9 protein-coding genes are annotated in these 13646 nt (G+C 41.3%); 3 read left to right on the top strand and 6 right to left on the bottom strand.

All coding sequences use genetic code 11. The annotated features are described in order from the left end of the window. Positions 1-15: 15 nt before the first annotated feature. Both AAEU31_RS06430 and AAEU31_RS06435 read right to left on the bottom strand, forming a co-directional pair. Complete coding sequence (locus AAEU31_RS06430; RefSeq protein WP_421966807.1) at positions 16-2619, bottom strand: DUF2339 domain-containing protein; 2604 nt, start codon at positions 2617-2619, stop codon at positions 16-18. Between the two features lie 105 nt (positions 2620-2724). After that, positions 2725-4086, bottom strand: a complete 1362-nt coding sequence (locus AAEU31_RS06435; protein ID WP_421966808.1) for a hypothetical protein — start codon at positions 4084-4086, stop codon at positions 2725-2727. 340 nt (positions 4087-4426) lie between these two features. Between AAEU31_RS06435 and purU the strand changes: the two genes are divergently transcribed. Next, a complete protein-coding gene (gene purU, locus AAEU31_RS06440; protein WP_055021009.1) occupies positions 4427-5257 on the top strand; it encodes a formyltetrahydrofolate deformylase in 831 nt (276 codons plus the stop codon). 51 nt (positions 5258-5308) lie between these two features. Here the strand turns inward: purU and AAEU31_RS06445 are convergent, their stop codons facing one another. Beyond that, positions 5309-5959 (bottom strand): response regulator transcription factor, encoded by a 651-nt coding sequence (locus AAEU31_RS06445; RefSeq protein ID WP_421966809.1) that lies wholly within the window; start codon positions 5957-5959, stop codon positions 5309-5311. Positions 5960-6055: 96 nt separating this feature from the next. Further along, entirely contained in the window at positions 6056-7996 is a 1941-nt protein-coding gene (acs, locus tag AAEU31_RS06450) for an acetate--CoA ligase (RefSeq protein ID WP_253038308.1), read from the bottom strand. A gap of 282 nt (positions 7997-8278) precedes the next feature. Here acs and AAEU31_RS06455 point away from each other — a divergent pair, with 282 nt between their 5' ends. Together AAEU31_RS06455 and AAEU31_RS06460 are read left to right on the top strand one after the other, a co-directional pair. Then, on the top strand, positions 8279-9445 hold the full coding sequence (locus AAEU31_RS06455) for a DcaP family trimeric outer membrane transporter (RefSeq protein WP_135926006.1): 1167 nt from the start codon (positions 8279-8281) through the stop codon (positions 9443-9445). Positions 9446-9625: 180 nt separating this feature from the next. Continuing rightward, entirely contained in the window at positions 9626-11749 is a 2124-nt protein-coding gene (locus AAEU31_RS06460) for a TonB-dependent siderophore receptor (RefSeq protein WP_421966810.1), read from the top strand. Positions 11750-12038: 289 nt separating this feature from the next. Here AAEU31_RS06460 and recA read toward each other — a convergent pair whose 3' ends face one another. Then, positions 12039-13085 (bottom strand): recombinase RecA, encoded by a 1047-nt coding sequence (gene recA, locus AAEU31_RS06465; protein WP_135926008.1) that lies wholly within the window; start codon positions 13083-13085, stop codon positions 12039-12041. Positions 13086-13143: 58 nt separating this feature from the next. After that, on the bottom strand, positions 13144-13641 hold the full coding sequence (locus tag AAEU31_RS06470; protein WP_138558391.1) for a CinA family protein: 498 nt from the start codon (positions 13639-13641) through the stop codon (positions 13144-13146). Between the last annotated feature and the right edge of the window lie 5 nt (positions 13642-13646).

Consider the following 13646-nt stretch of genomic DNA (forward strand, 5'->3'; position numbering starts at 1 on the left):
CATGTATTCCTTAATTTAAGGCAAAGCAGTAGGCTTTGCCTTAAATTTTTGGAACAACCAACTAAGTGCAACTAACGACAAGCCTAAGCCGATAAACGAAATAGCACGTAATAATCCGGTTAAGTTTGCCATGTCTATCAGAAACACTTTTAATACCACCAGCGCTAATAAACCAAGGCCTAACTTTTGTAAAACCGTAATAGTTTTTAACTGCCCCGCCACGACCACCAAAGCACCAATAATAAGCCAAACTAAAGAGTAGCTATACAGCTCTGCATCTGAGGTCGGTAAAGCAAGATTTATATACTCCCCTTGCCAGTTGTGGCGAATTTCCGCATTGATATATAAAACACTCATCACACCTGCAAATGCACTAAAAAACTTATGCAAAAAGCGCTGAGATTTTGTCAGTTGGCTTGCCCAAATTGCAATGATGGCTGGAACTAACCAAAGTAATAGTAGCCAATTAATAATCGGCCAACTGCCAATATTTATCGGCTCAAAAAACGGATTTACTGCGGTAAAGCTTTTCAGAACTAACAAACCGCTTAATGCTAATAACGCAAAACCTGCCATTTGATAGAGCTTAGCTAATTGCGCAGTAAAACGTGAACGCATCAGGTAAACACAGCCCAATATACCCCAGTTACAGGTCAGCAAAATGTGCTCATACACAGACAAGTTCTCAAAATCAGGATAGTGCCCCACTAACTGATAGCTAGTCTCTGTGGTAATGAATAAAGCGATACAATGAAGCGTAGCACCTTCTAGCCACACCCGAACAGACTGCTGCTGCCAGTGTCTTGCTGCCAAGTAAAATAAGCAAGCAGACACAGGGTAAACAACTAAACTCCAGTGCACACCAAGTAATAGCGCATCACTGTAATCAGCTGACCAAGGTGCAAAACTTAACCTAACAAGTAAAGCACCAACTAAACCTTTTAGCGGCCAAGTCGGAATGCTGAGTGCATGTTTATTGACATAAAAACTGATCAACAACACTTGCGCAGCGAGTGCCAAGGTTAAGCTACTCCCTTCAAGAAGCATGGTTAACGCCAAACTAATATTGGCATTGCCGCCAAGCCAGTAACTAAATACTTGCATTGGATTCGTGCTATTAATTGATAACTTAAATAACCAAGCAGACAGTGCCAGTAATACAAAGCACCAAACCGGGTATGCCGTCATTAAGGCATGATCAGGAGTGATGACATATAAGCAACTAATAATCACAAAGCTTGAAAGTGAAGCGAGTAAGGTAAAGCCAAAGCGTTTAGGGTATTTACGACCAAACAAAAAACCATAACCAGCAAACAAAGCAATAAAAAACAGCCCTGCTCCGTAATTTTGTCTAAAAACAAAAAGCTGCTCAGAGTAATCAACAGCATTGTATTGCCCTGTTAGCAAACACACCACACTCACTACAGCAATTATCAGCCAGTGATCCCATGCACTGTTTTTTAATACCAAAAACAACAGTAAAGCCACTAACGACAACATACTAAGCTGCCAAGTAAGCAGATCATTATGACTGATGAGTAAAAGATAAAGTGGCATGACAACAGCTAATAACAGAGGGTTGTCGGGCAGTTGTTTCAGAAGTGTTTTAAAGCGGTGTGGGCGGTATTCAACTTGTTTAATACTCAGCCCTAAACGTGGAATCGCAATTAACAATACAATGCTAAACAGCGCATAAAGGTTAATAAACCAGTGCAGGTTTTTAGCTGCACTCATTGCAACCAAGCAATACCAGCCTAAATGCCCCGCCCATAACAAATACCACAACCAATGCCGTTTTACGTAATGTGCGACTAGCGAAGCTGATACACTGACAAAAGCAACATAAGTAAGGAGTGCAATAAAGTCATTACTCCCAGTATCTACCCATACAGGCACACTGTAAGCGCCAATAATACCAATTACAGCCAGCACGGGGCCAAAACGTAATGCCATCCAGCTTGCAGCCAAAGAAACCAAGGTTAAAATGCTAAATGCTGGTAAGGCTTGGAGTAAGCCGTAATGACTGTAGGCCAGTAAGGTCAATGCAAACAAACTAATAAAGCCGCCACTTGCCAGCGCCGCGGGAATATAGTTGCTAAATCCTTCAAAGGTAATACCTTTACGATGTAAAACCTCAGCTGCAACAATTAAACTCAGGCCAAAAATAGCGCCAAGTATGAGTCGCATGGTTTCGGATAATAAACCGGCTTCAAGTGAATAGCGGGCCAAAAAGATACCACCAAAGGCAAGTGCAACCGCTCCTACCCAAGTTAGCCAATTGGCTTTGATTTGTGTAACTAGTTGGCTAACTAGCGGATTAAAAGTTGCAGGCTTAGGTTTCGTTTGCTGTGGCTTTTTAGCCATTGCCTCACTTGGCTTATTAATGGCTTCAGGCTTTGGTTCTCGTTTTGAAGTGTCGGTCAGATCTTCGTTTAAATTATCAAACGAATTTACAGTATTTGCTTGTGGATTATGGATATATGTCGCGTTAAGTTCTACTCGAAGAGCAGCTACTTCACGCTTCAAACTAGAGAGTTGAAAAAAGGCAATAATGCCAGCAATCGAGCCACCTACAACAACTAGTGCTAATAATACTAGTAACGCAATACCGTCGTCCATACTCACTCCATGTGTACGCTTTAAACAAAAAAGCAAAAACCTTAATTGTTTATATAATAAACACTTAGCAAGAGTAAAGAAACAACGATATTGCGTTCAAGCCAATTAAGACTGCTCAGTCACCGTTCGCTCTAAGGTCATTTTGTAACCTGAGTCAGTGGTTTCATCATGTTCAATCACCAAGATATAGTTACCTTCTTCGGTAAAATCCATGTCGCTTTGTTGCAATAGCACAATCTGCTGGCCGTTGTCTTCAAACACCACATAGGTTGTATAAACTTCGTTATCAACCACCTGCTCTTTTTGGTCGTATTGATCTAAACCTTCAACGACATTACTAGTATCATCAACGGTTTCACCATTGAGAGTGAAATACACATCGACTTCGTCAATCTGTTGGCCTGCATAGTTATCAATTAAATTCACCACAGTAACTGTGTGGCTGTAGCTGCTAGGTGTTAGGTTTTCTTCAATGGTCATCATACGAGGGCCGTAGTCTTTGTCATTGTAGAATAGACCAACCGCACTTTGCTCACGCTCTAATGTCATTAAGAAGTTATCAACAATCTTGTTGCCAGCCTCATCTAACATGGCTACGCTGTAACTATTTGGTGACATACTCATGTATTCAGAGTAACTATCGTTGCTTACAACTTCGGTATTAGTAGACGTTGTTCCTCTGGTTACTTTAAATTGGGTTTGTGTGTAATCATCAATAGTGTTAATAAATCGCAACTGGCCTTGTGCGTCTTGGTGGTTTAGTTGAGTCACCGAGCTACTTGCCGTCACTACATCAAGGGTAATGCCGTCTTCTTCTGTTGCATAACTTGGGCGGATCATCGCCATGTAAGTTGCTTCATCATTAAAATACAATTTTGGTGATTCAAAAATCACATCAGTGCTACCACTAGCAGTGACATAAATAGTGTAATAACCTTCCTCAAGCGTAGCTAGTTCTGGCTCTACCAGGTACTGCGAAGTCATCAGTAACTCAGCGCTATCAAATAACCCGTCATCAGTGGCAATGTAAACGTCGTAAATATTGTCTTCGCCGACGATATTAAAAAAGCCAACATTAAACTCATCTTCATCGCTTGAAGATGGCACACTTAGCTCAGTAAACGTTGGCTCAGCAAAATCACCATTCATTACTAGCAACTGGGTTTGATCGTCTTTAATTTTAATGGTTTCTTCATCAATAGTGATATAGCTATCGTTGACATCAACATACTGAAAACTCAGCTCATACTCACCCGAGCTGTAATTATGGCGGGTTGATACATCACCAAAATCTGCGCCCGAACGTTCAGTGTCATCAACAAATAAACGTGTATAGGGGCTATTATAAGAGCCATTGTACAGTTGCACATAGCCGCTGTTGCTATTGCTGCTGTCGTCACTAGAACAGGCAGCCAGCACCGAAAGCAAACTTGTGGCAACAATTGTTTTAAGCAGAGTACTTTTCATGGAGTTTATTCCTTATTGTTTGTAATAATCTACTTTGACTCAACTAAAGCAATAAAATTCTATGTTTTACAAACAATTACCTTCACTTACAGTTACTTACGTTAAGGTTAAAAAGTGTAGAAAAAGGTATAGAAAGGCACTCAATTAATCATAATTATGGACAGAAAATCACATTTATAGTGAAAGCAGCTTACTTTTACACGAAAAGTAAATAATGATTACATTTTGTAAGGTTAGACAATGAAGTCAGATAAATTATTAGATAGTTCAATTTGCGCTATGCAGCGCTAAAAAATTAGCAAATAATGAGGCTCACACAAACGGGATTAGAATGAGGACTATGAACACGATTTTAACCACACAATGCGATGATGATGTTGGTCTAATTGCCAAGATCACCGGTCTTTGTCATCAGCATAATTTAAACATTACACGTAATAACGAATTTGTAGATAAAGACGCTAAACGCTTTTTTATGCGTACAGAGTTAAGCGGCGTTATTTCAGATGATTTTTTACCAAGCCTTGCTGAGCTACTTCCTGATGGCGCAGAGCTTGCGCTGCACAGCAGTGAAAAAACCAAAGTGGTATTACTGGCCACCAAAGAAGCACACTGTTTAGGGGGGGTATTACTTAAGCAATTCGAAAAAGCATTAAACATCGAAGTACTGGCTGTGATTGCCAACTATGCAGATTTAGCGCCACTGGCTGCAGGCTTTGGCGTGCCGTTTCATGTAGTATCGCACGAAGGTTTAAGCCGTGCTGAGCATGATCAACAAGTGGGTGATTTAATTGCCAGCTATCAGCCTGACATTATCGGCCTAGCTAAATATATGCGTATTTTAAGCCCTGAATTTGTGGCGCGCTTTGAAGGTAAGATTATTAATATTCACCATTCGTTTTTGCCTGCCTTTATTGGTGCAAAGCCTTACCATCAGGCATTTGAGCGCGGTGTAAAAATAATTGGTGCGACCGCTCACTTTGTTAATAACGAGCTTGATGAAGGGCCGATTATTTTACAAGATGTGACACATGTTAGCCATGCGGATACCGCTGAGATGATGGCAAAAATGGGGAAAGATGTTGAGAAAACGGTGTTTTGCAAAGCGCTGCAACTCGCGTCTGAACATAAACTGTTTATCAATGGAAATCGAACCGTGGTGTTCGCTTAAGCAATAAAATGAAGAGGCTGTATGGCCTCTTTATTGTTGTTATTATCTTTGTTATGCCGACTCAATAGGCTCTAGTTGTAATTTAGAGGCAATTAATACCGCTTGAGTACGGTTATATACACCTAGCTTTCTAAAAATTGCAGTAATGTGTGCTTTCACTGTCGCTTCAGAAATATGTAACTCGTAAGCAATCTGTTTGTTTAACAAGCCTTCGTGTAAGTATTGTAAAACTTTATATTGCTGTGGCGTAAGCGATGCGACTTGAGCGGCAATTTCTTTATCTTCGCCATCAACATCAGAGACTTTATCTTTTAATTCTGATGGTAGCCACACATCACCCTCAAGAATGTGTTTGATTGCCATGGCAATATCATCTGACGATGATGATTTTGGAATGAATCCCATTGCACCATAGGCCATTACTTTAGAGACAACGTTAATATCTTCGCTGCCAGAAACAACAGCAATTGGTAAGCTAGGATAATCTTCGCGAATGCGAATAAGGCCGTATAAATCGCCATTGCCTGGCATGTGAAGGTCTAGTAGTAAGATATCAAGATCTTCTTGTTCGTTTAACACCTGTAAAGTGGTCTCAAAGTTTTCCGATTCAAACACTTCTAAATCAGCGAACTTAGCACTTAATGCCCCTTTCAGCGCTTCACGAAATAACGGATGATCGTCCGCTATTAAAAACTGACTCATGGTTCACTCCTAATAAATTCGGCTGGCACCTATTTCTAAGTGACAGCCGATATACTACGTTTAGAATCAACTTCTAATCAAGTTTTTAACGTGATTTTAACGATTTAATCGGTTTTCGATTAGTTCATCTACCACACTTGGATCGGCAAGAGTTGATGTATCACCTAGCTGTTGATGCTCATTTGCCGCAATTTTACGTAAAATTCGACGCATGATCTTACCAGAACGTGTTTTCGGTAGACCCGGAGACCATTGGATCATATCTGGTGAAGCAATTGGGCTTAGTTCTTTACGAACCCAGTTACGCACTTCTTTTGTTAGTTCATCGCTGACTACAACACCCTCATTTGGTGTGATGTAAACATAAATGCCCTGACCCTTAATGTCATGCGGATAACCAACTACAGCAGCTTCTGCTACAGCTTCGTGAGCAACCAATGCACTTTCGATTTCTGCCGTACCTAGGCGGTGGCCTGATACATTAAGTACGTCGTCCACACGGCCAGTGATCCAGTAGTAACCATCTTCATCACGGCGACAACCATCACCTGTGAAGTACACGCCTGGGTATGCTGAGAAATAGGTTTGTTCAAAGCGTTCATGGTCGCCATAAACTGTACGTGCTTGTGATGGCCAGCTATCTAAAATAACAAGGTTACCGTCAACCGCGCCTTCTAGTGTATTACCCTCAGCATCAAAAAGTGCCGGTGCAATACCAAAGAAAGGACGAGTTGCAGAGCCAGGTTTCATATCTGTCGCACCTGGTAACGGTGTGATCATGATGCCACCAGTTTCTGTTTGCCACCACGTATCTACAATTGGGCAGTTTTCGTTACCAATGTGCTCGTAATACCAAGCCCACGCTTCAGGGTTAATCGGCTCACCCACTGAACCCATGATACGTAAACTATTACGTGTTGAGGTAGCTGTTGGCTCATCACCTTTCGCCATTAAAGCACGGATAGCTGTTGGTGCAGTGTAAAGGATAGTCACGTTGTGCTTATCAATCACTTCACCCATACGACCCGCCGTTGGATACGTTGGTACACCTTCAAAAACCACTTGCGTACAGCCGTTTACTAATGGCCCATAGGCAATGTAGCTGTGCCCTGTGATCCAGCCCACATCAGCGCTACACCAGAAGATGTCGTCTTCTTTTAGGTCAAACACGTATTCATGTGTCATTGATGCATAAACGAGGTAACCACCGGTAGTATGAACCACTCCTTTTGGTTGGCCTGTTGAGCCAGAGGTATAAAGAATGAAAAGCGGATCTTCCGCATTCATTGGCTCTGGTTCACACTCAGCAGGTAAGTCAGCGACAAGTTCATGCCACCAAATATCGTGGCTATTCCACTCAACTTCACCACCGGTTAACTGATGCACAATAACGTGTTCAACCGTAGTTACTGAGTCTTGTGATACCGCTTCATCAACATTTGCTTTAAGTGGTACACAGTTGCCAGCACGGCGACCTTCGTCTGAAGTAATTACCACTTTAGCGCCTGAGTCATTAATTCGGTCAGCAATCGCTGATGGAGAGAAACCACCAAATACCACAGAATGAATCGCACCAATACGCGCACATGCTTGCATAGCGTAAATAGCTTGCGGTGTCATAGGCATGTAAATAGCAACGCGATCACCTTTTGATACGCCTAACTTTTTAAGGCCATTTGCCAATTTTGCTACTTCGTCGTGAAGTTGTTGGTAGCTGATATTTTCGCTGTGTTCAGGGTTGTCACCTTCCCAAATAAGGGCTGTTTTATCTGCTTTAGTAGCAAGGTGGCGGTCAATACAGTTATATGAAGCGTTAAGTTGGCCGTCTTCATACCAGCGGATGCTGATGTGGCCTTTGTCGAATGAGGTGTTCTTTACTTTATTATAAGGAGTTGACCAATCAAGGCGTTTACCGTGCTCTCGCCAAAATCCTTCAGGGTCATCGATAGATTGCTTATACATTGTATTATATTTATCGTTATCAACTAATGCTGCATTCTTGATATGCGCTGGTACTGGATAGATACTTTCTGACATTGTTGTCGTCTCCATTTTAATTACTTGCCTTCGGCCTGCCTCAAGGATCACTCAGCAAAGCCCCTGAAAGTATTAGACCTTAGTTGTATATCTTGTCATTTCACAAAAAACTTCGAAATCGCCTTCTATAATCTAGTCCAATGTTCGCAGGTAAGCGATTTTGAGTCGCTTACCACCTTAGTCTAATAGACCAATAGATAATTGAGAGAAGTCATTTCTTAAACAACAGTGATACAACAACATTAATGCAATCAACAAGTAGCTTCGACAGGAATACACATTATGACAACAACAAAAGTAACCGCATTAAAAACACTGACAGCTTCGGCTGTTTTATGTGCACTTGCAGGTACCGCTAACGCTGCAACCATTGGTAACACCGACGTTTCTTATGGTGGCTATGTAAAACTAGATGCGATGTGGAGTGATTACTCTGCAGGTGTACCAGCCGGTGGCAGCATTGGCCGCGACTTCTATGTCCCAAGTACAACCCCCGTGGGCGCAGACAGCGACAGTGATGCTGTCTTTGATATGCATGCTCGCCAGTCTCGATTTAGCCTAGGCACAGCAACTAAATTAGATGATGGGAAAACAATTAAAACCAAAATAGAAATCGATTTCCTTGCTTCTGCACCAGGTGGAAATGAGCGTGTTACAAACTCTTATGCACCGCGTATACGCCAAGCATTTGTAACTTATGATGGATGGTTATTTGGTCAAGCTTGGTCAAACTTCCAAAACGTTGGCGCCCTTCCTGAAACCTTAGACTTTGTTGGCCCAGCAGAGGGTACTGTGTTTGCTCGCCAAGCACAAATTCGCTATACAACAGGTAACTGGTCATTCTCTGTTGAAAACCCTGAAAGCACAGTCACTGTAGGTGGTGCTCGTGTGGCGACTGATGATGCTTCAATGCCTGACTTTACAGCACGTTATGCCCATAAGGCTGATTGGGGTGAACTTGTTGTAACAGGTCTGGCACGCCAGCTTACTTATAAACAAAATGGCATTGATGCGGATACATCATCGTTTGGTATCAGCGCATCAGGTAAAGTAAATTTTGGTGAAAATAATCTTAAATTTATGCTTACACAAGGTTCTGGTTTAGGCCGCTATGTTGGTTTAAATGTTGCTCATGGTGCAGTACTTGATGGCGATGATCTAGATGCGATTGATTCAACATCTGGCTTTATTGCTTATCAACAAAACTGGAGCAGCCAATGGCGCTCAACCTTCCTGTATTCATTCTTCTCTGCTGATAACAATACCGACTTATTAGCTATGTCTATTGACCCAACAAAGACAAGCCAAAGCTTTAGCGCTAACCTATTGTATTCACCAGTTAAAAAGTTGACTTTTGGGGTTGAATTCAAACATGCAGAACGTGAGCTTGAAAGTGGCACTGATGGCGATATGGATCGTCTGCAATTTTCTGCAAAATACGTGTTTTAAAGTTAAAAGTTTTACTTCCTGAAGCGGCTTCGGCCGCTTTTTTTTATCAAGCGTTTGGATTCTCCTGCGTTGCATTTTTAAAAACATTTCAAGCCCCATAAAAACTTAATTGTAAATCGTTCTCATTTAGTTTAGATTACGCGTTAATTTCATTATTAATTGAACTAATTGGAACTTTGCATGTCATCAACAAAATTTTTGCGCTTATCGCAGTTAAGCCTAGTGACCTCAGCACTACTTAGTGGACACGCTTTAGCTGAACAACAAAAAGAAGAACAAGCTATTGAAAAAATAGCTGTTTATGGCCAGCATCATAAAAATTACATCACCGAAGAAGCACAGTCAGCAACTAAGTTAGGACTAACAATTAAAGAAACACCACAGTCAATCTCTGTTGTTTCACGTGCATTAATGGATGATTTTTCCCTCGATAACCTAAATGCCGTATTAGAAAGCACTCCTGGTGTGACTGTTGAACAAATCGAAACTGACCGTACTTATTTTAAAGCCCGTGGTTTTGAGATCACTAACTTCCAAGTTAATGGCATGGGTATGCCACAAGATAACGGTTCAATACAAGGTACTCTAGATACTTCTATTTTTGATAGTGTTGAAATTGTACGTGGTGCCAACGGTTTAATGACAGGTGCTGGTAACCCATCTGCAACCGTCAACATGGTTCTAAAGCGCCCTACTTACCAAACACAAGTAAATGCATCTGTATCGTATGGTTCATGGGATAACAAACGTCTAGAGCTTGATGCATCAACTGCTCTCAACGAAAACCATGCAGTGCGTGCTGTATTCACCAAGCACAAAACAGAGTCATACCTTGACCGTTACGAGCAAGATAAAACAATTTATTACCTAGCCTACGAAGGTCAGCTTACTGATAGCACAGTTGTAACTGCTAACTATGTAAATCAAAAGAAAGATGCCGACAGCCCACTTTGGGGCGCGCTACCGCTTTATTATAGCGATGGTACTGCAACAAACTTTGATACATCAACCAGCACAGCGTCTGATTGGTCATATTGGAATAACACAACAGAGCAGTTGTTTTTATCAATTGAGCAAGCAATTACCAATACTTGGTTCTTAAAAGCAAGCTACGCACACTTAGAAAATGAGCAAGACTCAGAACTTTTCTATGTTTACGGTACCCCAGACAGAGAAACAGGTCTTGGCTTAACAGGTTATGCAAGTGAATATGACCACAAAGACAAGCACGACATTTTAGATATTTACGCAACGGGTAAATTTGATTTATTTGGTATGGAACATGACCTATCTTTTGGCGTAAACCAAGCAGATATAGATTACAAAGATAAATCACTGTATGACTACACGACTGGTAATGGTTTTCCTGCAATGCCGGAGCTAGGTGGGTGGAATGGTGTTGCGCCAGTGCCAACGCTTACTGATGGTTTAACAGGTGCTGATATCACCAGCCGTCAACGTTCTGCGTATATTTCAACACGTATCCGTGCCACAGATGCTTTCAGTATTTTAGCTGGTGTAAGCCAAGTAAACTGGGAAACAGAGGGCGAGTCATATGGTAAAGCAAAAGATAAAGACAGTGAGCAAACTGTGCCTTACTTCGGTGCTGTGTATGATATCAACGAAAGCTTATCAACTTACGCAAGCTACACTGAAACCTTTGTGCCACAAACTGAACGTGACATCAATGGCGATTACTTAGACCCAATCACAGGTAAAAGCAGCGAGATTGGTGTAAAAGCACAGCTACTTGATGATAACTTATTTGTTACTCTTGCCTATTTTGATGCTAAACAGGAAGGTCTTGCTGTTGCCGTGCCAGGCTCACTTCCTGATGATACACGTTATTATGGTGCTGATGGCATAAACAGTGATGGTTTTGAGGTAGAATTAAGCGGTCAAATTAATGATACCTTGAGTGCGAGTTTCAGTTACAGTAATTTAAATATTGATGGTGATGACCTAGTTAAAGACTACACACCAGAAAATCAATTCAAACTTGCTGTAACACACAAAGTACCTGAAGTTGATGGCTTAACTTTTGGCTTAAATTATCAATGGCAAGACGACACCAAGCGTGTACAAGTTCGTGATGCTGATACTAATGCCCCTCTCATTACCACAACTCAAGATGCTTATGGCTTATTAAACCTAATGGCGACTTATGACATCAATGATAATGTAAGTGTTAACCTTAATATCAACAACGTCACTAATGAAAAATATCTTCATAGCCTGTTCTGGGCACAAGGCTATTACGGCGCACCACGTAACTACTCAGTGTCTTTCAACTGGCAGTTATAAGCTTTGAGCTAGAAGTTTAAAGCTTAAGTACTGAAAAGCCGCATCATCTGCGGCTTTTTCATGCAAGAGTTGCAAGAGTAAAGTTAGAAAGGGGAAAGTTACAGGCACTATCGCGTATTCTGACAGCTAAAAGCTACACGCGACCACAGAATACCGCCAACAATTTAGTGATTAAACGCGATATAAAATCGCAGCTATAAGCACCCATAAAAAAACCGCTAACAATGTAGCGGTCTTTTTTGTGTTAAGTGCGGGTCAAATCACGCTTAACTGTACTCTTTAGTAGTGTTTATAGCTCGTCTTCAGCTATTAGGCCTGCATCTTCACCATCTTCTGGTTGTACAGTTGCCTGTAGTAATAGCATCTCACGTAACTTACCTTCGATCTCATCTGCGATCTCAGGGTTATCTTTTAAGAACTTAATTGAGTTTGCCTTACCTTGACCAACTTTATTGCCATTGTAGCTGTACCAAGCACCTGATTTTTCAACAATCTTATGCTTAACACCTAAGTCGATTAGCTCACCTTGCTTAGAAATACCTTCACCATACATGATGATAAATTCAGCTTGTTTAAACGGCGGCGCAACCTTGTTCTTAACAACTTTCACGCGGGTTTCGTTACCAACAACCTCGTCGCCTTCTTTTACTGAACCAATACGACGAATATCAATACGTACTGAAGCGTAGAATTTAAGCGCGTTACCACCGGTTGTTGTTTCTGGGTTACCAAACATAACACCAATTTTCATACGGATTTGGTTGATGAAAATACACAGCGTATTTGAACGCTTGATGTTACCTGTAAGCTTACGTAGTGCTTGTGACATTAAGCGAGCTTGTAGGCCCATGTGTGAATCACCCATGTCGCCTTCGATTTCAGCTTTAGGTGTTAAAGCAGCTACCGAGTCGACAATCACAACATCAACAGCACTTGAACGAACTAACATGTCACAAATTTCTAATGCTTGCTCACCAGTATCTGGTTGAGAAACAAGTAATTCGTCAATGTTTACACCCAGTTTTTGAGCGTATACAGGATCCAGAGCGTGCTCAGCATCTACGAATGCACAGGTTTTACCTTGCTTTTGAGCTTCAGCGATAACTTGTAAAGTAAGCGTTGTTTTACCTGATGATTCAGGACCATACACTTCAACAATACGGCCCGTAGGTAAACCACCAATACCTAATGCGATATCGATACCTAGTGAACCTGTTGAGATAGCTTCAATGTCTAGGGCTTTGTTGTCGCCCAGTTTCATAATTGAGCCTTTACCAAATTGACGCTCAATTTGTGATAAAGCAGCATCTAAGGCTTTTTGTTTGTTATCGTTCATTCTGTTCTCCAAATCCGGCTAATGCAGACAGTATACTGTATGAAATCACAGTATCAAGCTAATTTTCTGATTTTATCAATTCAATTACAGTTTTTAATGAATAAACAATAGCTTGCAGTCTAACTTCAGCTCTATCTCCTGAGAAAACCTGTTCGCTTGGGTAGTTTTTTCCGGCAAAATGAATACAAAACCATACCAGCCCTACAGGTTTATCCAGTGTTCCACCACCGGGGCCTGCAATCCCTGAGATAGCAATTGCAATATCTGCGTTTGCAGCTTTTGCAGCACCCGATGCCATTTCAAGCACGGTTTGCTCACTGACAGCACCAAAATTGTTTAATGTTTGCTCACTAACACCTATTAATTGCTGTTTTGCTTGATTGCTATAAGTAACAAACGCACGGTCAATATAATTCGAACTGCCGGGGGTATCAGTTAACGCATAACTAACGCCACCACCAGTGCATGATTCTGCGGTAGTGATCCATAAGCGTTTATCCGTTAAAATAGCTCCTAATTTCGCAGCAAGTGTTTTAATCTCTTGATGTAATTCCATATTCA

Origin of the sequence: Pseudoalteromonas thalassia (genome assembly GCF_049257215.1) — a bacterium.
Lineage (GTDB): Bacteria > Pseudomonadota > Gammaproteobacteria > Enterobacterales > Alteromonadaceae > Pseudoalteromonas > Pseudoalteromonas lipolytica_C.

Excerpts from the sequence above, each read along its gene's own strand:
- AAEU31_RS06455 (WP_135926006.1), top strand. The coding sequence starts at position 8,279 with ATGACAACAACAAAAGTAACCGCATTAAAAACACTGACAGCTTCGGCT.
- purU (WP_055021009.1), top strand. The coding sequence starts at position 4,427 with ATGAACACGATTTTAACCACACAATGCGATGATGATGTTGGTCTAATT.
- AAEU31_RS06430 (WP_421966807.1), bottom strand. The coding sequence starts at position 2,619 with ATGGACGACGGTATTGCGTTACTAGTATTATTAGCACTAGTTGTTGTA.
- acs (WP_253038308.1), bottom strand. The coding sequence starts at position 7,996 with ATGTCAGAAAGTATCTATCCAGTACCAGCGCATATCAAGAATGCAGCA.
- AAEU31_RS06460 (WP_421966810.1), top strand. The coding sequence starts at position 9,626 with ATGTCATCAACAAAATTTTTGCGCTTATCGCAGTTAAGCCTAGTGACC.
- AAEU31_RS06470 (WP_138558391.1), bottom strand. The coding sequence starts at position 13,641 with ATGGAATTACATCAAGAGATTAAAACACTTGCTGCGAAATTAGGAGCT.
- recA (WP_135926008.1), bottom strand. The coding sequence starts at position 13,085 with ATGAACGATAACAAACAAAAAGCCTTAGATGCTGCTTTATCACAAATT.
- AAEU31_RS06445 (WP_421966809.1), bottom strand. The coding sequence starts at position 5,959 with ATGAGTCAGTTTTTAATAGCGGACGATCATCCGTTATTTCGTGAAGCG.
- AAEU31_RS06435 (WP_421966808.1), bottom strand. The coding sequence starts at position 4,086 with ATGAAAAGTACTCTGCTTAAAACAATTGTTGCCACAAGTTTGCTTTCG.